24 protein-coding genes are annotated in these 25,406 nt (G+C 62.1%); 10 read left to right on the forward strand and 14 right to left on the reverse strand.

Going from position 1 to position 25,406, the window contains the following annotated elements; all coding sequences use genetic code 11:
* The first annotated feature begins 42 nt into the window (after positions 1-42).
* Positions 43-2,841 carry a phosphoenolpyruvate carboxylase gene (ppc, locus tag ACFX4T_RS11295; RefSeq protein ID WP_377651884.1) on the forward strand — a complete coding sequence of 933 codons (2,799 nt, stop codon included), beginning with the start codon at positions 43-45 and terminating at the stop codon, positions 2,839-2,841.
* A gap of 117 nt (positions 2,842-2,958) precedes the next feature.
* On the forward strand, positions 2,959-3,264 hold the full coding sequence (locus tag ACFX4T_RS11300) for a hypothetical protein (RefSeq protein ID WP_216921592.1): 306 nt from the start codon (positions 2,959-2,961) through the stop codon (positions 3,262-3,264).
* Between the two features lie 7 nt (positions 3,265-3,271).
* Here the strand turns inward: ACFX4T_RS11300 and ACFX4T_RS11305 are convergent, their stop codons facing one another.
* Positions 3,272-3,904: a DedA family protein gene (locus ACFX4T_RS11305; RefSeq protein WP_377651886.1), complete on the reverse strand. Its 633-nt coding sequence runs from the start codon at positions 3,902-3,904 to the stop codon at positions 3,272-3,274.
* A gap of 53 nt (positions 3,905-3,957) precedes the next feature.
* On the opposite strand from ACFX4T_RS11305, the gene ACFX4T_RS11310 reads away from it, so the two are divergent.
* On the forward strand, positions 3,958-4,497 hold the full coding sequence (locus ACFX4T_RS11310) for an O-acetyl-ADP-ribose deacetylase (RefSeq protein WP_377651887.1): 540 nt from the start codon (positions 3,958-3,960) through the stop codon (positions 4,495-4,497).
* A gap of 119 nt (positions 4,498-4,616) precedes the next feature.
* Here the strand turns inward: ACFX4T_RS11310 and ACFX4T_RS11315 are convergent, their stop codons facing one another.
* A complete protein-coding gene (locus ACFX4T_RS11315; protein WP_377651889.1) occupies positions 4,617-5,189 on the reverse strand; it encodes a hypothetical protein in 573 nt (190 codons plus the stop codon).
* An 83-nt stretch (positions 5,190-5,272) separates the two neighbouring features.
* Positions 5,273-6,223, reverse strand: coding sequence for an RluA family pseudouridine synthase (locus ACFX4T_RS11320; protein ID WP_216922776.1), 951 nt, complete (start codon positions 6,221-6,223; stop codon positions 5,273-5,275).
* 152 nt (positions 6,224-6,375) lie between these two features.
* Here ACFX4T_RS11320 and ACFX4T_RS11325 point away from each other — a divergent pair, with 152 nt between their 5' ends.
* Together ACFX4T_RS11325 and ACFX4T_RS11330 are read left to right on the forward strand one after the other, a co-directional pair.
* Positions 6,376-7,011 (forward strand): ArsR/SmtB family transcription factor, encoded by a 636-nt coding sequence (locus tag ACFX4T_RS11325; protein WP_377651891.1) that lies wholly within the window; start codon positions 6,376-6,378, stop codon positions 7,009-7,011.
* Positions 7,004-7,696, forward strand: a complete 693-nt coding sequence (locus ACFX4T_RS11330) for an SRPBCC domain-containing protein (RefSeq protein WP_377651892.1) — start codon at positions 7,004-7,006, stop codon at positions 7,694-7,696. The genes ACFX4T_RS11325 and ACFX4T_RS11330 overlap by 8 nt, the downstream gene beginning before the upstream one ends.
* 78 nt (positions 7,697-7,774) lie before the next feature.
* On the opposite strand, the gene ACFX4T_RS11335 is transcribed toward ACFX4T_RS11330, so the two are convergent.
* Positions 7,775-8,350: a TetR-like C-terminal domain-containing protein gene (locus tag ACFX4T_RS11335; RefSeq protein ID WP_377651894.1), complete on the reverse strand. Its 576-nt coding sequence runs from the start codon at positions 8,348-8,350 to the stop codon at positions 7,775-7,777.
* A gap of 81 nt (positions 8,351-8,431) precedes the next feature.
* Here ACFX4T_RS11335 and ACFX4T_RS11340 point away from each other — a divergent pair, with 81 nt between their 5' ends.
* Positions 8,432-8,935, forward strand: a complete 504-nt coding sequence (locus ACFX4T_RS11340) for a DUF4188 domain-containing protein (RefSeq protein WP_377651895.1) — start codon at positions 8,432-8,434, stop codon at positions 8,933-8,935.
* Here ACFX4T_RS11340 and ACFX4T_RS11345 read toward each other — a convergent pair.
* Complete coding sequence (locus ACFX4T_RS11345; protein ID WP_377651896.1) at positions 8,932-10,386, reverse strand: PLP-dependent aminotransferase family protein; 1,455 nt, start codon at positions 10,384-10,386, stop codon at positions 8,932-8,934. The genes ACFX4T_RS11340 and ACFX4T_RS11345 overlap by 4 nt on opposite strands.
* Positions 10,387-10,446: 60 nt before the next feature.
* Between ACFX4T_RS11345 and ACFX4T_RS11350 the strand changes: the two genes are divergently transcribed.
* Positions 10,447-11,076: a YitT family protein gene (locus ACFX4T_RS11350; RefSeq protein ID WP_216921566.1), complete on the forward strand. Its 630-nt coding sequence runs from the start codon at positions 10,447-10,449 to the stop codon at positions 11,074-11,076.
* Between the two features lie 29 nt (positions 11,077-11,105).
* Here the strand turns inward: ACFX4T_RS11350 and ACFX4T_RS11355 are convergent, their stop codons facing one another.
* From ACFX4T_RS11355 to ACFX4T_RS11385, 7 genes are all read right to left on the reverse strand, one after another.
* Complete coding sequence (locus tag ACFX4T_RS11355; RefSeq protein WP_377651898.1) at positions 11,106-11,936, reverse strand: DNA-formamidopyrimidine glycosylase family protein; 831 nt, start codon at positions 11,934-11,936, stop codon at positions 11,106-11,108.
* Entirely contained in the window at positions 11,929-16,839 is a 4,911-nt protein-coding gene (locus ACFX4T_RS11360) for an ATP-dependent helicase (RefSeq protein ID WP_216921561.1), read from the reverse strand. Before ACFX4T_RS11360 ends, ACFX4T_RS11355 begins: the two co-directional genes overlap by 8 nt.
* 55 nt (positions 16,840-16,894) lie before the next feature.
* Entirely contained in the window at positions 16,895-17,521 is a 627-nt protein-coding gene (locus ACFX4T_RS11365) for a DUF4232 domain-containing protein (RefSeq protein ID WP_216921558.1), read from the reverse strand.
* A gap of 101 nt (positions 17,522-17,622) precedes the next feature.
* Positions 17,623-18,360 carry a YcnI family protein gene (locus ACFX4T_RS11370; protein WP_216921555.1) on the reverse strand — a complete coding sequence of 246 codons (738 nt, stop codon included), beginning with the start codon at positions 18,358-18,360 and terminating at the stop codon, positions 17,623-17,625.
* Positions 18,361-18,458: 98 nt separating this feature from the next.
* On the reverse strand, positions 18,459-19,076 hold the full coding sequence (locus ACFX4T_RS11375) for a hypothetical protein (protein ID WP_377651899.1): 618 nt from the start codon (positions 19,074-19,076) through the stop codon (positions 18,459-18,461).
* Positions 19,077-19,215: 139 nt separating this feature from the next.
* Positions 19,216-19,788, reverse strand: coding sequence for an SRPBCC family protein (locus ACFX4T_RS11380; protein ID WP_377651901.1), 573 nt, complete (start codon positions 19,786-19,788; stop codon positions 19,216-19,218).
* Between the two features lie 75 nt (positions 19,789-19,863).
* On the reverse strand, positions 19,864-20,355 hold the full coding sequence (locus tag ACFX4T_RS11385; protein WP_377651902.1) for a hypothetical protein: 492 nt from the start codon (positions 20,353-20,355) through the stop codon (positions 19,864-19,866).
* Positions 20,356-20,449: 94 nt separating this feature from the next.
* Between ACFX4T_RS11385 and ACFX4T_RS11390 the strand changes: the two genes are divergently transcribed.
* From ACFX4T_RS11390 to ACFX4T_RS11400, 3 genes are all read left to right on the forward strand, one after another.
* The gene (locus tag ACFX4T_RS11390) at positions 20,450-20,932 is read left to right on the forward strand and encodes a hypothetical protein (RefSeq protein WP_377651904.1); all 483 of its coding nucleotides are present in this window, start codon (positions 20,450-20,452) and stop codon (positions 20,930-20,932) included.
* A gap of 40 nt (positions 20,933-20,972) precedes the next feature.
* Positions 20,973-21,302 carry a phosphotransferase gene (locus tag ACFX4T_RS11395; RefSeq protein ID WP_377651905.1) on the forward strand — a complete coding sequence of 110 codons (330 nt, stop codon included), beginning with the start codon at positions 20,973-20,975 and terminating at the stop codon, positions 21,300-21,302.
* A gap of 668 nt (positions 21,303-21,970) precedes the next feature.
* Positions 21,971-22,492: a PDDEXK nuclease domain-containing protein gene (locus tag ACFX4T_RS11400; RefSeq protein WP_377652044.1), complete on the forward strand. Its 522-nt coding sequence runs from the start codon at positions 21,971-21,973 to the stop codon at positions 22,490-22,492.
* Positions 22,493-22,663: 171 nt separating this feature from the next.
* Here ACFX4T_RS11400 and ACFX4T_RS11405 read toward each other — a convergent pair whose 3' ends face one another.
* Together ACFX4T_RS11405 and ACFX4T_RS11410 are read right to left on the reverse strand one after the other, a co-directional pair.
* Positions 22,664-23,941 carry a hypothetical protein gene (locus ACFX4T_RS11405; RefSeq protein WP_377651906.1) on the reverse strand — a complete coding sequence of 426 codons (1,278 nt, stop codon included), beginning with the start codon at positions 23,939-23,941 and terminating at the stop codon, positions 22,664-22,666.
* Positions 23,942-24,201: 260 nt separating this feature from the next.
* Positions 24,202-24,876: a polysaccharide deacetylase family protein gene (locus ACFX4T_RS11410; protein WP_377651907.1), complete on the reverse strand. Its 675-nt coding sequence runs from the start codon at positions 24,874-24,876 to the stop codon at positions 24,202-24,204.
* Between the last annotated feature and the right edge of the window lie 530 nt (positions 24,877-25,406).

The raw sequence follows: 25,406 nt of genomic DNA on the forward strand, positions 1-25,406 counted from the left end.
GCGCAGTGTACGAGCCAAACCAGATCCCGAAGGTAAGTATCCATGGTTCACACTGCCCATCAAGACACCGATCTCGCAGCAGAACTGCGGGCCGACGTGCGCCGCGTTTCCACCCTGTTGGGTGAGTCCCTGGTGCGACAACACGGCCCGGAATTGCTGCAGCTCGTGGAGCAGGTCCGCCTGCTGACGAAGGAATCCAAAGAAGCCGCACGGGGCGGGGCGGACGCGACCGGTCCATGGAGCGCGCACGACGTCGTAGCCCAGGTCCGCGAGTTGCTCGCCTCCCTGCCACTGGACCAGGCGACGGATCTGGTTCGCGCCTTCGCGTTCTATTTCCACCTCAGCAATGCGGCCGAGCAGGTCCACCGGGTCCGCGGGCTTAGGACCCGGCAGGAGAAGGACGGCTGGCTTGCGAAGGCCGTTACGGAAATTGCCGGCCAGGCTGGCCCGCAGGTCCTTCAGGACGTTGTGAACGAGCTCGATGTGCGGCCCATTTTCACGGCACATCCCACAGAGGCCTCGCGACGCTCAGTGCTGGACAAGGTCCGCAAGCTCTCTGACGTCTTGGCCCAGCCCACGGAAGAGGGAACCTCTGCCCGACGCCGCCAGGATCGCCAACTCTCGGAAATCATCGACCAAATGTGGCAGACCGATGAGCTTCGCCAGGTCCGGCCAACGCCCGTGGATGAAGCGCGGAACGCGATCTATTACCTGAACAGCATCCTCACCGATGCCATGCCGGAGATGCTGACTGACCTCTCTGAACTCCTTGCCGAGCACGGCGTGGTCCTGCCGGCCGCCAGCGCGCCGCTGCGTTTCGGTTCCTGGATCGGTGGCGACCGCGATGGAAACCCCAACGTTACCGCGGCAGTTACACGCGAAATCCTGCAGTTGCAGAACCAGAACGCGGTTCGGATCAGTATCGCGTTGATCGACGAGCTGATCTCGGTCCTGTCCAACTCCACCGCGTTGTTCGGGGCTGACCAAGAGTTGCTGGATTCGATCGACGTGGACCTCAAGAACCTCCCCGGTCTGGACAAACGCATCCTGGAGCTGAATGCCCAGGAGCCTTATCGACTCAAGCTCACGTGTATCAAGGCCAAGCTCATCAATACGGGCCGCCGCGTTTCCGCCTCGACCTATCATGAGCCCGGGCGGGACTACTCCACCACAAGTGAGCTGTTGGCCGAGTTCGGCCTGCTCGAAGCCTCGCTCCGGAACCACGCTGCGGGTCTTGTTGCCGACGGCGCCTTGGCCCGTGTTCGCCGTGCGATCGCAGCCTTCGGCCTTCACCTGGCAACCCTGGACATCCGTGAGCATGCCGATTACCACCACGATGCCGTCGGACAGCTCGTGGACCGTCTTGGTAGCGAGAAGCCATACGCCTCGTTGACCCGTGAGGAACGTTTCGAATTCCTTGGAGCCGAGCTGGCCTCACGCCGTCCACTCTCCGGCCACCCGATCAAGCTCGACGGCGCCGCGGATGGCACCTACGACGTCTTCCGGAGCATCCGCCAGGCCCTGCACACTTACGGTCCGGACGTTGTGGAAACATACATCATTTCCATGACCCGGGGCGCCGATGACGTCCTGGCCGCCGCTGTGCTGGCACGCGAGGCCGGTTTGATTGACCTCTTCGGGGAAAAGGCGCACGCCAAGATCGGCTTTGCACCGCTGCTGGAAACCGTGGAGGAGCTCCGCGCGTCCGCTGAGATTGTGGATCAGTTGCTCTCTGACCCGTCCTACCGTGAACTGGTCCGTCTCCGCGGCGACGTCCAGGAAATTATGCTCGGGTACTCCGATTCCAACAAGGAATCCGGTGTGATGACCAGCCAGTGGGAGATCCACAAGACCCAGCGGAAGCTGCGCGATGTGGCTGCCAAGCACGGCGTGAGGGTCCGCCTGTTCCATGGCCGTGGTGGTTCCGTAGGCCGTGGTGGTGGTCCGACGTATGACGCCATCATGGCCCAGCCCAATGGTGTGCTCGAGGGCGAAATTAAGTTCACCGAGCAGGGCGAGGTCATCTCGGACAAGTACTCACTTCCCGAGCTTGCCCGCGAGAACCTTGAGCTGTCCTTGGCAGCCGTCATGCAGGGCTCTGCCTTGCACCGGACTCCGCGAACCTCCGAAGACGAGCGCGAGCGCTACGCGAACGTTATGGAAACCATTTCCGATGCTGCCTTTGCACGCTACCGGGCATTGATCGACGACGCAGATCTTCCGGCCTATTTCCTGGCGTCCACGCCCGTGGAGCAGCTGGGTTCCTTGAACATTGGGTCACGACCCTCCAAGCGTCCCGATTCCGGGGCTGGCCTGGGTGGGCTTCGCGCCATCCCGTGGGTGTTCGGTTGGACGCAGTCGCGCCAGATCGTTCCCGGCTGGTTTGGTGTGGGCTCAGGCCTGAAGGCGGCACGGGAAGCCGGTGACGCCGAGCAGCTTATGGAAATGATGGATCGTTGGCATTTCTTCCGGTCGGTAATCTCCAACGTCGAAATGACGTTGGCCAAGACCGACATGGAAATCGCGGGACACTACGTTTCTTCCTTGGTTCCTGAGGAACTGCACCGCTTGTTCCACATGATCCGGGACGAGTACGAGCTCACGGTTGCTGAAATCGAGCGACTGACCGGGGAGATTGAACTCCTTGACGCCCAGCCCACCCTGAAGCGATCGCTGGAAATCCGTGATCAGTATCTGGACCCGATCAGTTACTTGCAAGTGGAGCTGCTTCGCCGTGTGCGCGAGGAATCGGTGTCCGGCGCAGAGATTGATGAACGGCTTCAGCGCGCCATGCTGATAACCGTCAACGGTGTTGCGGCCGGCCTTCGGAACACAGGCTAGACGCTCTCGCACATCCTCTTGGTTTTTCCCGAACGCTCTCTCACCCCTCGAAATGTCGATCGGGGTGGGGGAGCGTTCCGGCTTAAAGCACCTGCGCCTGAGCGTTAGGGTTGTTGGATGCCGTCGTTCCAGACCAAGTTGAAGATCACTGGCCTCAAGCCTGGCAACCCTCCCGAGTCGGTCATGGCGGCGGCCATCGAAGCTTTGGAAACCCGCCATCATGTCGAATCGAACCAGCTCGATATCGTGGGAGGGGTCCCGCAGCTCAGCCTCCGCTTCATGGTGGATGCCCGCGATTACACGGGTGAGAACGACGAAGCCCGGACCTCGGCTGCCATGATGCGCGACGCCGTCGAACGCGTTGCGCTGACCGGGAGCCTTTACGTGCTGCGCCGCAGCCGCGGACGCTGGGCGCCGATATAGGCAGACGCTATTCCGGTTGGGGTACGTCGCCGTCGAACGGTTCATCAACAGGGGAGCGGTTCCCGCGCCGCCGCGTGACGATCAGCCCCACCACTACGCCGATGACCAGGCCGACGCCCACTCCGATCAGTGAGCTGGCCCAGAACGGGAGTTTGGTTGTAGAGCCCGTAAAGTAGCCCAGGCCTACTTGCCACACGGCCCAAAGCACTGCGCCCAGTCCGGCGCAGAGGCTGAAACCGCGGACAGAGACGTTGGCGATTCCGGCCGCGGACGAGGTTGCGAGCCTGCCGCCAGGAACGAACCGGGCACCGATGATAGCCCCATAAGTGGAGGATCGGCCTGCCTTGGCGATGGCCTCGTGGATTCCACGGTGGACTTTCCGGCCCCACGCCCAGCGGTCCAGTACATGGCTCACCCGCCGCTTGAACACCAAGTAGACTGCCATGTCTCCGAGCCAGGACGCGAAAGCTGCGAGCAGCAGGATGAGCCAGAAATTGGCGTGTCCGTCCGCTGCCAGAGCTCCGCCGGTGATGACCACCATTTCGGACGGGATCGGCGGGAAGATGGCATCGCCCAGCACCATGGGAACGATCCACAAGTAAATTGCGGATCCCCACGTGTCGGGGGCGATGAAGTCCATTCGCACAAGGTACCGCACTTGCCGGTCTCGCCGCTCGGCGGGAGACTGGCGCAATGCAGATCGAAATCATGCACGCGGACATCACCACGCGCGACGTCGACGCGATCGTCAACGCGGCCAACTCGTCATTGCTCGGTGGAGGAGGAGTGGACGGCGCCATCCACAGGGCCGCCGGGCCCGAACTGCTTGAGGCCTGCCGCGAGGTTCGTCGCACCAAAGTGCCTGACGGTCTAGCTGTTGGCGCCGCCGTCGTGACTCCCGGATTTAGGCTCCCGGCGCGCTGGGTCATTCATACCGTGGGTCCCAACCGGCACGCTGGCCAAACCGATCCTGCCCTGCTCGCCTCTTGCTTCCGGGAAAGCCTGGATGCGGCTGTGGAGGTGGGTGCACGGTCCGTCGCTTTTCCCGCGATCAGCGCCGGAATCTATGGTTGGGATGCCCGAGAGGTCGCGGAAGTAGCGTTCGAAGCCGTGAGGTTGTTTTCATCTGGAACTGCAGATGATGCCGCGACCGCCAGCGCCCTTGAGTTGGTGGAGTTCGTGCTGTTTTCGGAGGATACGACGGCGGTCTTCCGGTCTGTGTTTCAGTCCTGACCGGCCGCCGGGCTGCTCGTCGTTCAGGCCGGTTCGGGACGGCCCATAGGTGCATCGCCCGCCGGTTGCACCGCGCCCTTATGGCGCAGGAACCTGCCTGCTTTGAAGTACCAGCATGGCTACGCCACCCACGAGGCCGACCCGGCAACGAAGCCAGCCCCCATGACCGCATATTTCAGCCATTCCGGGCCGGGTATCAGGTAGCCAAGGCCGGCCACGGGCAGCCCCACAAGCAGTGCACCCCCGATGAACCGTCCTAGTTGTGCCAGTTCCCGGGGGTATCGATCAACGCTGCGAAGTCTGTTGTTTGCCACCAAAAACCATGCGGCCTGGACGGTAATGGCAGCAACGGACACCACGGTAGATGGTGTGAAGTCCAAGACTTTGAACACCAGCAGTGCGGAACTTGCTGCGCCGGCAGCACAAGCGCCCACAGTGATCCATTTCAAGGGCCCATTCCAACGGGATTCGGGAAGCCGTTTGTGCACTTGGAGGATCACCGGAACCACAAGGATGTTGAATACAGCTCCGGTGGCGTCGTTGATGGTCCCAAACACGAAGGGGCCGCCCTTGGGCACTTCAATGGCAAACATGGCGCCAAGCGTAAGAACCCCTGCCACGCTTACCGCAGCGGCAGAGTAGGCGAAGACGGATGCAGTCTTATCGCCTGGGACCTCAACGAAACTATCCATCAGACGCTCCCGGATGCTGCCCAGCAGAATCATGGTAGACCCGGGCCCAACCTGAAGGAATAGGTTCTCCCTCCGGGGCGGGCTCAGCCGTGGGCTTCGCTGAGTTCCAGTTGGCTACGGTATTCCACGCGCTCCTTGGTGATGGGATCCACGAAGGTGATGCCGCGGGCCAGCAATTGAAGCGGCTTGCTGTAGTCGTCCGGGGCCTTGTCCAGGAGGTCCGGATAGAAGGCGTCGTTGACGATGCCCAGACCCAGCGATGCCATGTGGACCCGGAGCTGATGCGTTTTGCCGGTGTGCGGTTCAAGCCTGTACAGGGCACGGGGAGAAGTAGCCGTGCCATCGGTAGCGTCACCGGCGTCGAACGTCCTGACCCGTTCGATGCGCGTTTCCGCGTTCGGTTCGCCGTCGATAACTTCGGCGAGCAGATAGCTGCGGGACTTGGTCATACGGTTGCGGACCACTACGGGGAATTCGACGGCGGGATAGCCGTCCGCTGGCGCCGCGGCGGACACACACTCGTATTCCTTCTGGACCTGGCGTTTCTCAAAGAGAACCTGGTACCGGCCGCGGGTCTCGGGGTTGGTTGAGAGCAGCAAAATGCCGGCGGTCATGCGGTCGAGGCGGTGCATCGGAATGAGGTCAGGAAGATCGAGGAGGTTCCGCAGGCGGACCAAGGCGGACTCTTGGATGTACGTGCCGCCGGGCGTTGTGGGCAGGAAATGCGGTTTGTCCACCACGAGGATGTGTTCGTCCTGGTGCAGGATGTTGATTTCCACGGGCAGGCGGGTCTCCGGAGGGAGTGTCCGGTAGTACCAAATGAAGGTGTGGTCCTCGAGCTTGGTGCTCCTGTTCAGGCGCACTCCGCCTTCGCCAACGATTTCGCCGGCATCGAAGCGGTCCTCGATGCCCTGGGGATCAATGTGTCCCCAGCGATGCATCATGTAGTCCATCGCGGTGTCCCAAGGCCCCTCGTCCGGGAGGCGCAGGCGGGTCGCGTTCACGCCGTCGCGCACGGGAAGGGGGGATTGCATCACCGGACAATTCTACTGTGGCTCTCGTTGTGGGGCCTGCCCTGCGTGGCATTGGGCCCGAGGAGCACGCAAATCAGGCCCCGCAACGCAGCTGGAAACCGACGATAAAAAAGTTCTTGACAATAAAAATTGTCGGTAGGCATACTGGAAGCATGTTGGACATCGAAGTGATTGAGGACGCAGCCGCCGCAGAGGCTTCGCTGGATCCGATCCGCACGCGCATACTGCAGGAGCTCGCCGTTCCGGGGTCGGCCACTCAACTGGCCGCCAAGGTAGGGCTGCCCCGGCAAAAGGTCAACTATCACCTCAAGGCACTCGAGCGGCATGGCTTGGTGGAGCTTGTGGAAGAACGCCGCAAGGGCAATGTCACCGAACGCGTCCTTCAGGCGACGGCGGCCTCGTACCTGATCTCGCCCGTCGCCCTGGCTTCGGTGGCCCCGGATCCGCAACGCTTTGCCGACAGGTTCTCAGCTTTCTGGCTCCTGGCGCTCGCCTCCCGCACGGTCCAGGAAATGGGGAAGCTCATCTCCGGTGCTGCCGCCGCCAAGAAAAAGCTCGCAAGCTTCGCGATCGACGGCGAAATTACCTTCCGTTCAGCTGCGGAACGCGCCGCTTTCGCAGAAGAGCTGGGCGTAGCGGTGACGCGGCTCGTCGATAAGTATCACGACGGCGGTGCTGCCGCAGTGGCGAGCGGGGCACGCAAGCACCGGCTCGTCGTCGTACTTCACCCCGCACTCAAGACCCCGTCAACGGAAAAATCAGCAGAAAAGGAACAAGGCAATGACTGACAACCGGAAATTCGAAATTGTGGCGGACGCCGAACTGCCGGGCACTCCCGAGCGGGTGTGGCAGGCGGTCACCAAGGACACGGCGGCCTGGATGTTCCCCACGGATCAGTGGCCCGATGTGAAAACGGTGGAGGAATATCCCACCCATCTTGTGTCGCGGATGGAGGGTCCCAACGGTTGGTTCAACCAGTTGGAGCACGTCCTGGAGCCTGTGGAGGGTGGCCGGGCAAAGCTCCACTACGTCCACAGCGGGATCTTTGCCGACAACTGGGACGAACAGTACGACGGCGCCAGCAAGCACACGGAGTTTTACCTCCACACCCTGGGCCAGTACCTGCAGTATTTCGATGGGAAGCCCGTGGTCTTCACGGATATCCAGGCGCCTGCTTCATCGCAGACTCCCGACGGATTTGTGCAGCTGAAAAAGGCTTTGGGCGTGGATGGTCTTGCCGCCGGCACACCTTTTGAGGTGGACGTCGACGGCGTGGGCCGGCTGAGCGGGGAGGTGGACTTCTCGAATGAGAACTTCCTCGGGCTCAGGACATCGGACACCATGTACCGTTTCTTCGGCCGGAACGCCTTCGGTGCGCCGGTTGGCATGACCGTGCATGAGTTCGGTGGATCCGGAGACTCGGACCTCACTGCCAAGGCGTGGGGCGCGTTCTTGGAGAACGTTTATGCGTAGGGGTTTCCCGCCCAACTGACTGGCAGTAGTGGTTGTTCCCAGAGCTGGGAACAACCGCTACTGCCAGTCACTTTGCGTTTACGGGGCCCACGCGCGGGCAACTGCTTCGAGGGAGGCCTCGTAGATTCCCGCCCAATCCGTGCCGTGATTGTCCACTTGGGCCAGCTCCAGGCTGACGAGCCCGTGCACCTGCCCCCAGATGGCCATTGCGATGTCGGAGGGATCATCGGAACGGATCCTCCCGGCCGTTTGGGCGGCAACCACCGCCTCCACCAGGGGAAGCATGGACGCCGAGGCGACTTCCGGCGTCGGGCTGCAATCTACATAGGCGGCCAGTGCACCACCGAACATCAGCCGGTAAAGGGCCGGATGCTCCAAGGCCCACTCGCGGTATGCGCTGCCCAGGCCCCGGAGTCCGTCTTTTGCCGCAGCCTGCTGGGACTTCCCAAAGGAGCGAAAACCGTCGTCGACGGCGGCCGTCAGGAGTTGCGCTTTCCCGCCGAAGAGCGAGTAGATCGCAGAGGTGGACGTGTCTGCGGCTGCGGCAACATCGCGGAGAGTGACCCGCGCGGGACCTTCGCGGTCCACAAGTTCTGCGGTCACTGCCAGAAGCCGTTGCTGGACGTGCTGATCATGAAGGACGGGTCTTGCCATGCCTTCAAGTGTTTCATAACATCGTTTCATAACATCGTTACGAAACTGGGGATTCCCCGATTCCCCACCAAAAGGAGCGACATGGCACAGGAGATCTTTCCCGGACGTTTTACCGCGGACATCGGGCGTGAAACAGTGACTGTCTTCCTGATCGGGATGCGAGCCAACCGTTGGTGGAAGATGGGCAAAGTGGGTCGTGTGGCATCAGCCATGCCCATGATGATGCGACACCTCGCCGCCAACCCCGAGGCCGGGTTGCTTGGCAGCGAGCAATGGTTTGGGCGGACCACAATCCTGCTCAGTTACTGGGAAAGCCCAGAGCATCTGAGGCGCTTCGCAGCGGACCGTGATTCCCCACATCTGGGTCCGTGGCGGAAGTTCATGAAGGAGATTGCCGGCAGCGGTGATATTGGCGTGTGGCACGAGACGTACCAGGTTCCGGCGTCGGGCATTGAAGTGGTGTACAACGGGATGCCGCTTTTTGGCTTGGCGAAGGCCACCTCCCATGTCCCCGTCGGACCGGGCAGCAACACGGCCAAGCAGCGCATGGGTTCAGCTGCAGGGGCGGCTCCCAAAGGCGCCTAGGCGACCGCGACGGCGGGTGGCCGCTCGGCCTTGAGGGTCCGGCGGAGTTGGGGAGAAGCGTCGAGCTTGTCCTGGGCCGCTCGCAACGCACCCACGGCAAATTCCAGCTGCGCCGGCGGCAAGGTGTAAGGGACGCGCAGGTAATGCTCGAACGCGCCGCCCACTCCGAATCGCGGTCCCGCCGCCAGCCGAAGCCCGAAATCCGGCGCCAGCACGGTGAGGGCGGTGCTGCATGCCGTGGGCAGGCGGCACCAAGCGGTGAGCCCGCCGAGCGGCCTTTCCACTTCCCATTCCGGCAGATGTTCAGCAAGCAGCGCCAGCAGCGATTCCCGGTTGTGCCGCAACTCCTGCAGGCGGGCATCGAGCGGTTCTGCGAATGACCTCACCAGCCGCGCGGCAGCTAACTGCTCAACCACCGGACCGCCCAGGTCCATGGTGGTTCTCGTCGCCACGAACCTGGTGATCATGGCCTCCTCCGCCCGGATCCAGCCCGTCCTGAGCCCGGCCCAATGGGATTTGCTGAGCGACCCGATCGAAACAACGCTGGGACTGAAGGTTGACATAGGCGCCGACTGGACGCCGTCGAGGTTCAACCCGCGCAACGTCTCGTCCACCACAAGCACCGTCCCGGCAGAAGCAGCCGCCCGTGCCAACTGGCGGCGCTGAAGGTCTGACATGATGCGCCCGGTTGGGTTGTGGAAGTCCGGAACAACGTAGGCCATTGAGGGGTGCTGCTGGTTCATGGTGGAAACGAACGCGTCGATTTCCCAGCCAGAGGAAGCGTGCGGCGATAACGCCACAGGCAGCACTTTGCAGCCAGCCGCCCGGATAGCGTCCAGGGCGTTGGGATAGGTAGGGTGTTCCACCAGAACCCTGTCCTGCTTCCCGACGAGGGTATGGAGAACGATGTTCAGGGCATGCTGCGCGCCGGACGTCACCAGGATCTGGTCCGCCGTAGTGGGCACTCCTTCAGCAGAGTACTTCTGCGCGATCGCCTCACGCAGGGCCGGCACTCCAAGGGCGTCGTACCCGAAACCGGGCAGTAGCGCCGGCAATTCAGTGAGGGCGTCGGCGAACGCCCGGTGCACAACTTCTCCGGCGGCGGGAAGCGATGCGTAGGCAAGATCCTGGAGTCCCTCGGGGGCGGCAAGGCCCGGTACGCTCACCGGTGCGCTGCGGTGGGGAATGCTCGTCCTGCCCCGGCTGCCTTGGCCAGCGGTGAGAAAGCCTTGCTCGCGCAGGTTCGCATAAGCCGCGGTGACCGTGGTGCGGCTCAGGCCAAGCGTCTGCGCCAGCGCACGCTCACTGGGCAGCGCGACGTCCAGCGGAATGCGCCCATCCATCACCAGTAAACGCACGACGTCGGCCAGCTCACGGTAGGCGGGTAGCGCTCCGTTGCTCCAAGAGCCCAGGAGGCGGACGAGTGCGGTGGGATTCAGTGAGCCGGGCATAGGACCAGTATTCCAAACTGGCTATGGAATACAAGGCCAGTTCTTCGCGAGTATGGATCCATGATGACCCGAAGAATCACTCAACTCCTGATCGGCCTGGCGATGTACGGCATTTCCCTGGCCATGTTCATCCGCGCCGGGCTTGGCCTTGACCCTTGGGATGTCTTCCATCAGGGCGTTTCGGAAAAGACCGGATTCAGCATCGGGGTTGTGGTGATCGCCGTCAGCTTCCTCGTCCTGCTCCTCTGGATACCGCTGCGGCAAATGCCCGGATTCGGCACCTTGGCAAACGCCATCCTTGTGGGAGTCTTTGCTGATCTGGGCTTATGGCTGATCCCGGAGTTCTCACACCTGGGAGGACAAATTGCGCTGCTGGCCGGCGCGGTGATCCTCAATGGAATCGCGTCCGCTTGCTACATCGGAGCACGCCTCGGCCCGGGAGCGCGTGACGGCCTGATGACGGGACTGGTTCGCCGGACAGGGTGGTCTGTCCGCCTTGTCCGGACCGGAATTGAAGTGGTGGTCCTGGCCGTGGGCTTCCTGCTGGGTGGATCGGTGGGCGTGGGCACCGTGGTCTATGCCTTGGCAATCGGTCCGATTGTGCAGGTCCTCCTGCCGAAGTTCATGGTCCCGGAACCAGCCAAGGCTCCGGCCCCCACAGAAGCTGTGGAGGCCGCGCCGGCTGCCTGATGGATAGCCGTCCTGACGGGTTTCGAGTCCTAGTGACGTGGTTGGCATCTGGGACAGAAGTAGATGTCCCGCTCCTCGGTTCCATCCGGCGCTGCGAGGACATCGCGACGAATAGGTGTCCCGCAGCGCCTGCATGGCTGGCGAGCCCTGCCGTAAACCCAGTAGCCGGGCCTCATCGCCCGAGGACCCAAGGTGCTCCGCAGGCCTGGACCCAGATTCTCGCCCAGGAGTCTCTTGGCATCGTTGACGGTCTTGGCGAGGTCCGGCACCGAGCCCACAGGCAATGCGGGGTGGATTCCGGAAAGGAAGCACGCTTCGCAGCGGTAGATGTTGCCGATCCCGGCCAGCTTCCGCTGATCGAGCAGGGCGTAGCCGATGGGGACGTCAGGTTCAGCTTGGAGCCGGCGGAGGGCTTCTTCTTCATCCCAGTCAGGGCCGAGCAGATCAGGCCCGAGATGCCCGACGATCCGATCTTCCTCACTGGTTGGCACCACCTCGAGAATGCCCAGCGAGAACCCGACCGCGTCAGCGGAAGCCGTTCGTAGCACGCAACGCGCGGTGTGGCCTGGCTTGGTCCAGCGGCCTCCCGGCGGGTAGACCATCCAACTGCCTTCCATCTTGAGATGGGAATGGATGGTCAGCTCGCGGGGTTTCCTGCTCGCGCCGGGTTCCTCGTCGACAGGTCCCACGAGGCGCATGAGCAGGTGCTTGCCCCGGGGAACCACCTCGGTCATGGTCCAACCCTCAAGGTTCAGGGTGGCGAAGCGCGGTACCCGGAAGTCTGAAGCTGTGATGACCTGTTCTGCCAAGGCGGCGTTGAGGCGCGTGGCTGCACGCCAAATGGAGTCTCCCTCAGGCACGGATCCGCAGCCCCTTCGGGGTTGAGTAGGCTCCGGCGGCCGCAAGCGCAGCAGCAATCGGCGTGTCCAGGAGGTCGTGACCGTTGACCTTTTCCATGAAAAGCTTGTCCACCGCTCCGCGTCGCACCACGTCCACCAAAGCTTCGGCAGCGACCGCCAGGACGGCGTCATCATGGCTGAAGGTGAGAAGAGTCTTACCGCCGCGCTCAACATAAAGGACCAACGCGCCGTCGACCATCACTACCAGCGCACCGGCCTTTCGTCCGGGGCGGTGTCCGGAACCGGCGTCGACGGACAGCGCCGGCCAAGGCAACGCGGCGCCGTAAGGGTTGGCCGGGTCCGTGGCTGCGAGTGCCAAGGCTGCGGGTTCTGCTTTGGTGATGCGCGCATCTTCGGTGAAGGAACGGAGCCTGTCCACGGTTGCGGGGACGGCGAATTGGGCCGCTCCCAGATGCTCGATGAAGTAGCCACGGCGGCAACGCCCGGCTTCTTCGAGCCGGGCCAGAACTTTGTACATGAGTCCGAAACCGCCAATGATGTTCTCGGCCATGACCGAGCCCCGGGTGACCACGCCATACCGATCCAGCAGGAGCTCGGCGGTGCCGCGTGCATGGATGGTCGGGTCAAGTTCGGGCGAAGGCAGCGCAGACCAGCGTCCTACCGCTGATGGCGGGGCGGGAGCGGTGCCGGAGACAGAACCATAGCGCCCACCCGTTAGCCCGGGGGATCCCAGAAGGCCCGTACCGTGGGAGCGCCCCAACCTGCTCATTCTCGGGGCACGGGCCCGAGGTGCCTTGGCGACCTGCCGGTGCGCTGTGCGCCCACCGGCGATCATGGCCCGCACCGGCGCAAAGGTGTCACCCGTGACGCGGCCGGCCCACACCAGATCCCAGAGTGCCGAGACCACGGCGTCATCGCTCAACACAGCGTCCATTCCGCCTGCCACCTCAGTGAGTTGGCGGAAGAAGTAACCGCCACCTGCACCCAGGTAGTCCAGCAGCCGTTGTTGGGCGTCGCCGGGTTCGAAGTCCGGAGCAGGATTGAGCGTCAGCTCGGCGGAGTCAGCCACGTGGAGGCTGATCCAGCCGTCGTTTCCGGGCAAGGCCCCAGCCCCGGACCACAGCAACTCACCGGCGGCCATGAGTTCGTCCAACATGGCTGGTTTGTAGTCCGCCAGGCGGCTTGAGAGCACCAATGGTTCCCATGCGGAAGCGGGGATGGGAACGCCTGAGAGTTGATCAACCGCCGTGATGATGCCGTCGAGTCCGCGCAATGCCTGGCTCCGGGATTTCCCAGGCGCCGTCACGTTCTGCCAGGCCGGCAGGAACCGCCCATAGGCGGCAGCGTCAACGGGCTCAACCTCTGCGCGCAAGGCAGCCAGTGAACGACGCCGGAGCTTCCGCAGGACCTCGGCATCACACCATTCGCTGGACGGCGGTGCCTCGGCGGACATGAGCTCGGAGTCCAGAGGCTCTAGTGGGGCGCTCTCCGTCGCCACGGCATGTGGCCGGAACTCGCCCTCCACAACACGGCCATCGGCAGCGAGCCGCTTCAGTGCAGTATTGACGACGGCGACGCCAAGTCCCAGCCTGGACGCGGCCTCGGCTGCTGTGAATGGTCCGTGGGTGCGCGCATACCGTGAGACGAGGTCGCCCAAGGGATCGTGGACGGGCTCAATGAAGGCGAGCGGCACGCCCATGGGCAGAGGGACACCAATGGCGTCGCGCAGCCGGGCGGCGTCTTCCACTGCTGCGAAACGCTCGACGCCGCCGATCGTTACCTTCAGCGCCCGGTTGGCTTTCTGGAGAGCGGCCAGGTGTGAGCCCGCGTCCGGCCCTTCTTCAAGGCGCTCCGCCACTTCCTCGACGCTGAGCGGACCAAGGAGCCGGAGGAGATCAGCGACACCTTCCATTCCGCGCACGCGACGGTCCGGCACCAGCCGCTGCAGCTCGCGTTCCGTGGCATCGATGACCGCGGCGTCAAGGAGCTCGCGGAGTTCCACTCTGCCCAGAAGCTCATTGAGCAGCGTGGAATCCAAGGCCAGCGCTGCGGCCCGACGCTCCGCCAAGGGGGAATCGCCTTCGTAGAGGAACTGGGCTACATAGCCAAACAACAGGGACTTCGCGAAAGGTGAAGGCTGCTGGGTGGTGGTCTCCACAATGCGCAGTTCACGGCGCTCGACTGATGCCGCAATGTCCTTGAGGGCGGGCAGATCATAAACATCCTGCAAGCATTCGCGGACGGTTTCCAGCACGATAGGAAAGGACGGATACTTCCGGGCGACATCCAGTAATTGGGCAGAGCGTTGCCGTTGCTGCCACAGGGGTTGGCGCTTGGCTGGGTTTTGGCGGGGCAGCAGCAGGGCGCGGGCCGCGCACTCACGGAACCGGGAGGCGAACAAGGCACTGCCGCCCACCTCGGCGGTGATGATCTGTTCGAGTTCTTCGGGATCGAACAGGAACAACTCAGCACCGGGCGGCTCGTCCTCCATCATGGGGACACGAAGAACGATGCCATCATCGGCGGCCATGGCTGAACCGTCCAAGCCGTAACGCTGCTGAAGGCGTTGTCCAACGGCCAAAGCCCACGGCGCGTGGACAGGCATTCCGAACGGACTGTGGAGAACAACACGCCAGTCCCCGAGCTCGTCGTGGAAACGTTCCACAACCAAGGTCCGATCGCTGGGAACGATGTTTGTGGCTTGCTTCTGTTCTTCCAGATATTGCAGCAGGTTGCCGGCCGCAAAGGCATCGAGCCCACTCGCTTGGCAGCGCTCCATGGCTGGCGCGGGGTCGGCCGCGGAGAGTTCGCGGATGAAGGCTCCCAAAGCGCGGCCGAGATCCACCGGACGGCCGAGCGAATCGCCTTTCCAGAAGGGCAGCTTTCCCGGTTGACCGAAAGCAGGGGAGACCAAAACGCGGTCGTGGGTGATGTCTTCGATTTTCCAGCTGGTGGCTCCGAGGGCAAAGATATCGCCCACCCGCGATTCGTAGACCATTTCTTCGTCGAGTTCACCAACGCGGCGACCACCTTTCGCGGCGCGGGCGGAGGCACTGGGGCCTTCAGCATCGGCGTTGGCGGAGGATGAGGATCCTTCAACTTCCGTGCCGATGATGTACACGCCGAACAGACCTCGGTCCGGAATGGTGCCACCCGAAGTGACCGCAAGTCGCTGTGCCCCGGGCCTGCCCTCGATGGTGCCTGCATGGCGGTCCCAGACAATGCGTGGCCGAAGTTCTGCAAATTCGTCGGAGGGATACCTTCCGGCAAGAAGATCGAGTGTGGCCTCAAACGCGGATCGGGGCAGGCTTGCAAACGGCGCCGACCGACGGACAGTGCTGAACCATTCCTCGACGTCGATGCTGCCCAAGGCAGTGGCGGCGACGGTTTGCTGGGCCAGAATATCCAAGGGATTTGTGGGAATGCTGAGCCGTTCGATTTGGCCGCTTAGCATCCGTTCCACGGTGACGGTGGTGTGAAGGAGGTCAGCCCGGTGCTTGGGGAACAACACGCCCTCGGAGATCTCGCCCACTTGGTGGCCGGCACGCCCTACACGCTGCAGGCCGCTGGCTACCGACGGCGGCGACTCCACCTGGATGACCAGATCCACGGCTCCCATATCGATGCCAAGTTCCAGTGACGATGTGGCAACGACGCAGCGGAGCCTGCCCGACTTCAGATCATCCTCGATCATGGCCCGCTGATCCTTGGAGACTGAACCGTGGTGGGCGCGCGCCAAGACAGGATCTGCTCCAGTCGTGCTGCCGGCCTGCGCCATCATATGCGCCGGGGTCGCAGTGGACACGGGAGCGGTCCCCGCAGACTTGGCGGCCGGCCCGGTGCCCCAGCTTCCCGAATCCTCTTCCTTTTCGGCAGCACCCCACTCACCGCCGGCCGCGGCCAGCATTTGCCGCTCGGCATGGATCTCGTTCAATCTGGCGGTTAGCCGTTCAGCCAAGCGGCGTGAGTTGGCGAAGACGATAGTGGACTGCTTGGAGAGGACAAGATCGACAATCTGTTCCTCAACATGGGGCCAGATGGATGCTTGCGGCTGAAGCCCGGAGGCAGGACCGGAGTCAAACGCGCCCGCAGCTCCTTGGAGGTCCGACATGTCCTCTACAGGCACAGTGACTGTGAGATTCCAGTTCTTCTTGGACGGCGGAGCAACAATTTCCACAGGGGCCTGGCCAGCCAGGAACTGGGCCACAAGCTCACGCGGTTGCACCGTAGCGGAGAGGCCTATCCGCTGGGCAGGCTTCGGTAGAAGGGCATCCAGCCTTTCCAGGGACACCGCAAGGTGGGCGCCCCGTTTGGTGCCAGCAACAGCATGCACTTCGTCAATGATGATGGTGTCTACTTCGCTCAACGTTTCCCGGGCCCGGGACGTCAGCATCAAGAACAGGGATTCCGGCGTAGTGATCAGGATGTCCGGCGGGTTCGATAACAGCGAGCGGCGATCTGCCGCCGTCGTATCTCCCGAACGGACGCCGACACTAACCAGAGGTGCCGGAAGCCCCAGTCGCTTGGCGGTTTGCGTGATCCCGATAAGCGGTGCCCGCAGGTTCCGCTCCACGTCTACGCCCAGTGCTTTGAGCGGCGATATATAAAGGACGCGGGTCTTGGTCTTGGGACGTTTCGCGCGACCCTTTCCGTCGGAGACGGACTCCAATCCGGGCAACGCGTCCGACGGCGTGGAATGCAACCTGTCCAAGGCCCAAAGGAAGGCGGCGAGAGTCTTGCCGGAACCAGTCGGGGCCACAACTAGGGCATGCGAGCCCGAAGAGATAGCGTTCCATGCGCCATCCTGGGCGGGAGTGGGCGCGGAGAAAGCGCCGAGGAACCATTCCCTGGTTGCTTGGCTGAAACGGCCTATGGCGCCGATGGACGCCTGCTGCTCCTGCATTCCTCCATCATGCCCCACGGCTCAGACAGAATAAGCCCGAGCCGTGGGCTGACGGTTAGACAGCCTGGAAGGCAGTGATGGTCAGGAGTTTGATGCCCGCGTTGCTGCAGGCATCGTGTTGCTCAGCGACGAACAGTGACGCAGTGTCGTTAGGTGGGTAAATGCGGTAACCAGCAGCAGGAACTTTGGTGCAATCGCCGTAGTTTCCAGCCTGGGTGTAACGCAATTCAGCCCATGCCGATTTCCCCGGGGCAAGCTCGACCTTGGTGACCGGCGTAGTGGTTTCACGGGTAGCGGGCTCGCCGATAGGGGCACCGTTGGCGTCGGCCGTCAGGGAAACGCCAGCGAAGCCTTCCAAGGTACAAGGCGTGGTTCCGGAGTTCGTCAGGATCAATTTTTCGTAGATGCTTCCGGCAGCGCCGCCGCCAGTGGAATCAGTGGCGGCAGTCAGGGAATCGGCCCTGCATTGACCTTCGGCGGGTGCTGCGGAGGTGACCGTACCGGACGGCGAAGGTGAGTTGCTCGCGCTGGGGGAGGCCGACGTCGGAGATGCGGAAGATGAGGTGGGCGGGGCACTGCTGCTTCCCGCGGGGCTTGGGCTTGGCCCGCAAGCAGCAAGGAGCAGCAGCGAGGCTGCGGCCGTCGTCGTCACAAGTCCGGTTTTGATGCGCTGAGTCCACATGGGCACCAGCCTTGCGCCGGGTGTGACGTGAGTCAATTGAGCCACGGCAAGGAAAGCGGATTGGCGTCCGGATCGTGATATTCCGGACGCCAACCACCGTGTTACTTGGCGTCGACTTTGGCTGCTGCTGTCTTTGCTGACCGGCCGCGGAAGAATGCGGCGCCGCCCAGGCCCAAACCGGCGATACCGGCAATAAGGCCCGCCCAGCTTCGCGCTTGTGATCCGTCGTCGGTTACCGATGACGCCTGCTCTGTTGACACCGCGTTTGCTGCGTGGTGGTCACCTTCGGCTTCGGCAGGTGTGATGGTGACGGACGGGGCCGGGGCTTTGAGATCGTGCTCGTCCTGTCCCTCCTTCGGGATCTCCGACCAGTCAGTCTGGCCCTGCTCGCAGGTCTGCAGCGTCGGGAAATAGAGCGTCTTGCCGGCGGCGTCGGGCAGCTTGACCGAGAGAACCAAAGCATCACGAAGATGTGGATCCAGCGGGGCCTTGGCTGTGTAGACGATCTGGCTGGTCCGTTTGGTGATGGTGGTGCCATCAGCCAACTTCTTCGGCCCTGGCAACGTCTCCGTCACCTTCTCAACCGTCCAGTTTGGGTTGACCGTGGGCTGGGCATCGGTCAGTTCCTCGGGCAACGAGATAGCGACTTTTGTTGTGCCGAACGTGTCGCAGCCGTGGGGGATGCCGAACGTCAACAAGGCGTACGAGTTCGCAGCAGTCTTGTTCGGATCTGCCGATACGTGTGCAGATGCTCCGGCAAGACCGGCCATCATCAGGGCAGCGGTTCCGCCAGCGGCAGCGGTCGCGGACAGGGTACGGCGGAGGGTGGACTTCTTCATGGGATTGCCTTTCGGGGCGCCGGAACTGGCGCGGGTACGGGTTTGTGGCCCGTCACCAAAGGCGTCTGCTGAGTGCGTTGCGCTGGTGCCGGGCGGAATCAGGGAAGAACGACGGCGGCGGGCGGGCCGCGGCGGCTGTCTTGCCTCAGGTTCCGCCAAGGGCGGGGCAGGAAGACGTCAGGTGCGTCGACGGCGATAGGGGAGGCGCCGACGTCGGGCCTGAACAGCAGGGTGGGCAGCGCAACCAAGGGGCGCAGCCAGGCCGCCAACTGCCACAGGGCGTCCTCGCCCTTGGCCAGGATCACGGCAGACCCGATCGTCGCCAGGATGTGACCAACCAACATCGCAGTGCCCAGAGTTGTACCCAACTCATGGAGGTGGGGCGTCCCTGTGTAGAGCAAGGGATTCAGAGGTTCGGCAGTGTGGTGCGAGTTCCCTTGAGCCGTTGACGTTACTGGACTCAAAGCCGTGAAGGCTTCGTGGAGCGCGAGCTGGCTGGTTCCCAGCAAGGCCGTCATGGCGGTGAAGTTGAGCTTGAAGCGAGTGGCAAGCGTCGCGGCCAATCCTGTCAATGCGACAAGTGCCAACAGAACCGGGATAGCGGGAAGTTCCCCGCCGCCGATCACGTGAGCCCCAGCTGCCAGAAGCACGATAACGAGCGAGATCGCGCCCGACCGCAGTGCATGGAAGGGTGCCCGGGGCTGCAATGAGCGCACGGAGTCCTCCCTCTATCGCCTGGCTGGATGCTGTCTGTTGTCAGCGTCTTGATTCTATCGGGAGTTCGGAGCCCGATTGGCCTCGGATTGGTGCCTATGTGGATACTTTTCGCGCTTATGGGGATGCCGGCGTCGCCCCCTATTGCGCTGAAAGTTGGCCCTTGGTGCGGACAAAGGTTGGTCCTGGCGGCTCAGGTATGCGGCTGAGGTCCGCCCCGGGACGACGACGGCGCAGCTCAAGTTTCAGGCTTTCTTCGCCACGCGCCATGGCCCAGTGATGGTTGGCCGAGAACGCAGGCTTCAGGAGCCAGCTCAGCCTGCGGAGCAGTGGCTTGGCGGTGCTCACCCGCCAGTCGTAGGTGATCACGACTTCAGGGCCGTCCGTCTCGAAGGTCCAGCGGCCAGTGCCGTTGAGGTCGCCCTCGGCTTTGAGCGCAAATCCGTGCAGGGTGATGGGCTCGGTAACGGTGAGCCGCCAACGTAACGTATAGGGGAGCCAGCCCTTGGTGTGGAGATCGAACGAGGAGCCCACGCCGTCCGCGTTGCCTTGCGCCACTGGTGTCACCTTGAGGTACACCGAAGGCCACCACTGCTTAAGGGTGCCCGCGTTACCGAGGACATCCACCACTTCCTCGGGCGTTCCGGCCACTCTCCAGACCGTAAGGAACTCGTAGTCGGTGCTTTTGCTGGTTCGTTGCATTGACCTGGACATTGGTGCCTCCGCTGCTAATCGTACCGAGAGGCTGGTCCCAGCGCCTTAGCTTTGTCGCTTGTGCAAACCTAAACCTCATGCGCCGGTTTTCAGCAGATCCTTCATGTCGAAAAGTGCTTCGAGCAGCGCAGCTGTGTCCGTAAGTGGTGTGACAGGGCCTCCGCCGCAATCTTCAATTCGCTGGGAGTATCGCTCTTGCTCGCCTTCACGGACGACAATCGTCGACGCAGTTCCGCCTGCGCAACCAGGCTTCGGAGCGCGGATGTCCTTGGTGCGCTCAGGAAGGCTTCGGGCAAGATCCATCACTTCGGTCCACGTCTCTGCGGGCATGGCAGCAGTTTCCTGACGAAGCACGTCGCCGTAGGAATCGACCGTGATGCTGGCTTCCTTGTCAGAGGCCTTGATGACGTAGCTGCGATGGTATTTGGGCGGGACGGAACTGTCGCGGAACCTGTACTCGACAGTGGTTTCCGATGGATTCAGTTTGAGGCTGTTAGGGACGGCGCAGGCCGTGTGCATTCCCAGCGAAAATACGGCAATAGACACTAACGCGATACGGCGACGCATGAAATCCCCCTATGGCGGCCCGATGTGTCACCAGCCTAGCGGGAGTGGGACAACACGCATGTGAATGTGCGGACTGAGACGTTAGTCTGTTGGGGTGGAATCCTGGCACCGTAACCGGCTGAGCGTGAGCCAAGCCGAACTCGTAGAACGCTGGCTGCCAGGTGTTCGTCTCCGCAAGGATCTCTCCTGGAATTCCATGGATACGGCGGTCCTTGAAGTAGAGCACGAGCACCACAAATACATAGTCAAAGCTGCGGGGTCTTTGAATCACCACGTAGGACGTGAGATAGATGCCCACGAGTTCCCGGTGAATGTGTGGGCCCGGCAGAACCGCGCGCCTAAGCTCGTTCACTCGGATCGTTCCATGAATATCTTGATGACCGAATATCTGGAGGGTTCGCTCGTGGAGGGAACCGCAGCTGAATATGACACCGAAACCTATCAGCAAGCCGGGCGCCTAATGCGTGCGTTCCACGAGCAAGCAGCGCAGACTGACCCAGACTATGAAGCGATAGCCGTTTCCAAAACGTTGTCCTGGCTGAGAAACGCCCCACCGCATCGAGAGCTCTTACGTTGAGAAAGTTCAGGCCATCCTCGGCGGATATCAGCCGAAGCCTGTGCTGCTCGTCCCGACTCACGGTGACTGGCAACCACGCAACTGGCTGATGGACGGCACCGAGCTTAGGATCATCGACTTTGGCAGGTATGAGTTCAGGCCGGCCGCCACTGACTTCTGTCGTCTGGCTGTGCAGCAATGGCGGTCCCATCCTCATTTGGAAGCCGCCTTTTTTGAGGGATACGGTTCAGATCCCAGAGACAGCGAGCTCTGGAATGTTGCGTTGCTGCGCGAGGCGGTCGCTACCGCTGCATGGGCTTACCAAGCCGGCGATCAACGGTTTGAACAGCAGGGCCACCGCATGCTTCGTGATGCGTTGGCCAACTTCTAGATGATGTCAATCGTTGGCTGGAAGAGCGGCGCATCATAGGTTCAGCCTCCCGCCCGCTTCCTCACCGGTACCCGAGGTTTATGGGTGGGAGGATAGTACCCTCGTCCTGCCCTCGGGCTTCGAGGACCTCTTGTCGGCTCTCAAGGACCAGGTCCGGACCGCTCGTCTGATGGCGCTGCGGACCGTCAACTGATTGGGCTGTATGGGTCGATGGGCAAAACTGTCATTGCTCGACAGGAGGTCGAGCAATGGGGGAGGTGGGTCATGGGCCGGTTGGTCGACGACCTTCGTGCTCCGTTTCCCGAAATGAAAGGCCTGTCCCGTCGGAACCTCTTTTTACATGCGAGCCTTTGCCGCCGCGTGGCCGGACCCAATTGTGCAACAGGCTGTTGCGCAATTGCCGTAGGGGTATGTCACCGTCCTTCTGGACAAGACAGAAGCCAGGCAAGACATGGCTTGGTATGCACCTGCCGCAGTTGAATACGGTTGGTCCCGGAACGTCCTGCTGAACATGGTCATGAACCGGACCTTGGAACGGATCGGCGCGGCGCCGTCGAACTTTGTCCAACGGCTTGTTGGAGTAGATTCTGAACTGGCCCAGCAAGTCGCCAAAGGACCCCTGCAACTTCGGATTCCTCGGACTGTCAGGGGAAGTCGCCGAACGGGATCTGGAAAATGCCCTTACGAATCGGATCCCCAAAACACTCCGGGAACTGGGTCCGGGATTCTCGTTCGTAGGCCGGCAGATGCACTTCGACGTCGACGGCGACGACTACTTCGTGGACATGCTTTTCTTCCATATGCACCAGAACCGATATGTGGTCGTCGAGCTCAAGACAGGAAAGTTCCAGCCCGAGTACGCTGGCAAACTCAACTTCTACGTCGCTCTCATCGATGACATGCTCCGTCGCGAGCACCATGACGAAACCATCGGCATCCTGATTTGCGGCACCAAGAACGACCGCAGCGTCAGGTATAGCTTGGGGCGCTCGACCTCACCGATGGCCGTGGCTGCTTACACCTACGACAAGCTCCCCGCAGACGAAAAGCTAGCCCTGCCCAACGAAGGACACCTCGTCGCAGCGCTCGAACGAGCTGAATCAGACCCTGGAGAGACTACCCCGGTTAGGCATCCGCGCCACAGGCTCCGCGTCAACTCAAATGTCCAGAGAACTGTGGACACTGACTAGGGCGCCCCGCCGATCGCTGGACCAGCAGCGGTAGCGCCGATAAGCACCCACATGTCGTGCCAGTAAGTATCTAAGTTTTGGATCTGTCGTTCGTCTAGACGCGGCCAATGATCAGAGCTTGCGCCCGCAGCCACCAGATAGTGAAAAGTACTTGGGACGTTTCGGCAAAACTCAGAGACTTCTTCCTTCATCTGGGATCTGGTGTTGAAGGTGTTGCGGCGCAATGAGGTGCTTGAAAGGTTCGGCGAGAGAGTCCCAGTTGTGGGCAAGCATGGACAGCGCCGCGGACAGCGGAACAGACATGGCGTGGCGGTGAGCTGCAGGGAGCATCCTGTCCGGCTGCTTCTCGTCCCAGGCTCCAATATCAGTGTTCAAACGGACGAAATGAACACGGCGGACATATTGTCGCTCTTCCCGGCGAATGGGGCGGGCCCTCAGAGCATGAGAATCCGTGGAGAGGAATGTCAGTGTAAACAGTTCGGGCCTACCAGCTTTGTTGAGCCATCGCCCGAAGCCGAGGAAACGGCTCGAGGAAACCTCTGTAGGCTCGACCGCGCTTTCCTGACAGAGCTCTCGATTGCCACCATCGGCCGCGACGTGTTTCAACGGGCGGATATCCAAACCGCTCATGTCGACAGGATCTAGGGCTCCTGAACCGCTCGGAGCCATTTGCGCTTTGCTGTTGATGTTTCGCTTGTCCTGCTCGACTAGGACAAGCATTCCGTCGCTGGTGAACGCGAGTGCAGAGGTCCCGATGCCGTTTAGAAGCCAGGAATCCCCGAAGTCTCGGAGGCAACCGTAGCGGTCGATGAAAAGGCGTCGACCGTAGTTGGGAAGGGTATCGCCGTCTTGCGTGATGTCGACTGTTGCTAAGTGATCAGAGCTGATGTGGTTGTAGTAGTTGGATGGAATGAGTTCGACACCTGCGGCAACCACCTCGGTGACGTCATTTATGTTGGTTCCCCATCCGAGTATCGGATCGTTGTAGGGTTTGTCGCCAGCAGGTCCAAATACCCAGTCCAGATACCGTCGGCCCCAAGCCGCCAGGGGTGGGGGCAACGCGTAGCCAGTAGCAGCCTTTCTGGCGAGCAGGCCGGATTCGATAGCGTTGCTGAGCTCCTCGTCGTAGGCAAAGGTCCCGTTCGGGTACTCCCAAATCCTGTGCCGCTCTCCAGGCCCATGCTGAATGTTGAGCTCCCTGAATGTTTCCGAGCCTCTGGGCACGAAGTTAGTGGACCGCCATGCCCGCAGGTGGTTGTTCAGATCAAAGGCCACTAGGCCCAGACCTGCAGCAGCCGCCGTGATCATGAGAGGGTCAGGGAGTTTGGCCACTAGGTCCCAGATACCCAGGCCAGAGAGTGCGCCGCCAACAATGATCCACCTGAAGCGAAGCACGAACGAACCGAAGCGGTACGCGCTGACTGCCGCCAGCCGGCGAAGCTGATGCACTTTTCACCTTCCAAAGGAGCCAAGACGTCTGTTCTGAAGCCACCGTACCGTCAGCGTTGTCATTTCTTGGATCGGTGGCGCCACGACTCGCGCTATTTCAGCTGAAGGGCGAGGCACTGTCAGTCTGAACTCTAAGACCCGGCCGAGACTGTGTCAGTCAAACCGAAATCACACCTCAACCTTACGGTTTTTCGGTGCTCTCCTGACGTCAGGTTGGGGTGTAGACCAAATCGCCGTCACCGACCTTGCGTCTTGGTTAGTTAGCGCTGCTTGTCAGGCGCAGACGCAAGGGTCGGGAACGGGGAGATAGCCCGGGACGGTGTCGTGAAGCTGACGCCGCGGTCGATCAGGCGAGGTACCGCAGTTGCGTATCCGGCCGAGGTGCCGGACTGGGGCTGATTCATGTGTCCTATGACGATGTCTCCTGCTCCCACTCCCGCCAGTTGGGCCGCTACTATAGTCGGGGCGAAAGTGGCTCCGCCGTCGCTGTTGATCGAGAAGTTCACCGGTACGAGGTCCATGGCTGCTACGGCCTGAACTGCGAGGTCGTCATAAAAGGCGGTCCCCGTACGAAACCAGGCCGTCGGGCTTTGGGTGAGGGCAGCAATCGCCTTCGCCCCCGCCGAGACTTCATCCAAGGCAGCACTCAATGAAGCCGTGCCGGGGATCCCGTACGCGCTGCGGCCAGTCGTGGAGAGCGGGACATGGGCCATCCCATGGTTGGCGATCTCGAACATCGGGTCGGCAGCAAGTTCCCTGCTCGCGGAGGGGTTGGCATTGATCCATCTGGCATTGAGGAAAAGGGTGGCCGGGACTTGGAGCCGGCGAAGCGTCTGGATGAGGTTCTCATCCAGACGCGATCCCCCGGGCCCACCACAGGCGTCAAATGTCAGGACGACGGCAGTAGACTCCGTCCTCGTGAGGATGCCGGGCAAGTCCAAGCCCCATTGGGTGGCTCGATTCCCAGCGAAACGCCGAAGTATGTCTTCTCGTGTCGGGGGAGCGGACGCGGATTCCGCTTGAATGGGCGCAGGTCGTTGGGCAGGTCCATCCGCGGTGGTGCTGGCAGGAATGGGGGAGCGAAACTGCGAGGGATCTGCTTCCGAGCCTCGGCGCGCCTCCGGTTCCGCCGCGCAACTGGCAAGGCCCGTGGCAAGAGCCCCAGCAGCTAAAGCCGAAATGAGCGCCCGCCGGCTGGCTTTCCTCGTTGGCTCCCCGCCCTGCGGGCTCCAGGTATGGCCGAGCATAATCATTCCTTTCCTTTGTGGTTATCTACTCCGTTGGCTCGTCAATCCAGACTTCGACCTAGGAGACGCTAGAGGAAGTGCGATTGCACACCTGCGGAAAGGCGCAGGGACCACTTGAAAGCCAAGTTCCGAGCGGCGGAACGTGGCCGTGACATACAGCGTTCCTCCGCTTTCTCCACAACGCTGACCTCAAGGGAAGGAGGAAACGGCCAGGTCGG

It is taken from the genome of Paenarthrobacter sp. YIM B13468 (assembly GCF_042788025.1).
Classification (GTDB): Bacteria; Actinomycetota; Actinomycetes; order Actinomycetales; family Micrococcaceae; genus Arthrobacter; species Arthrobacter aromaticivorans.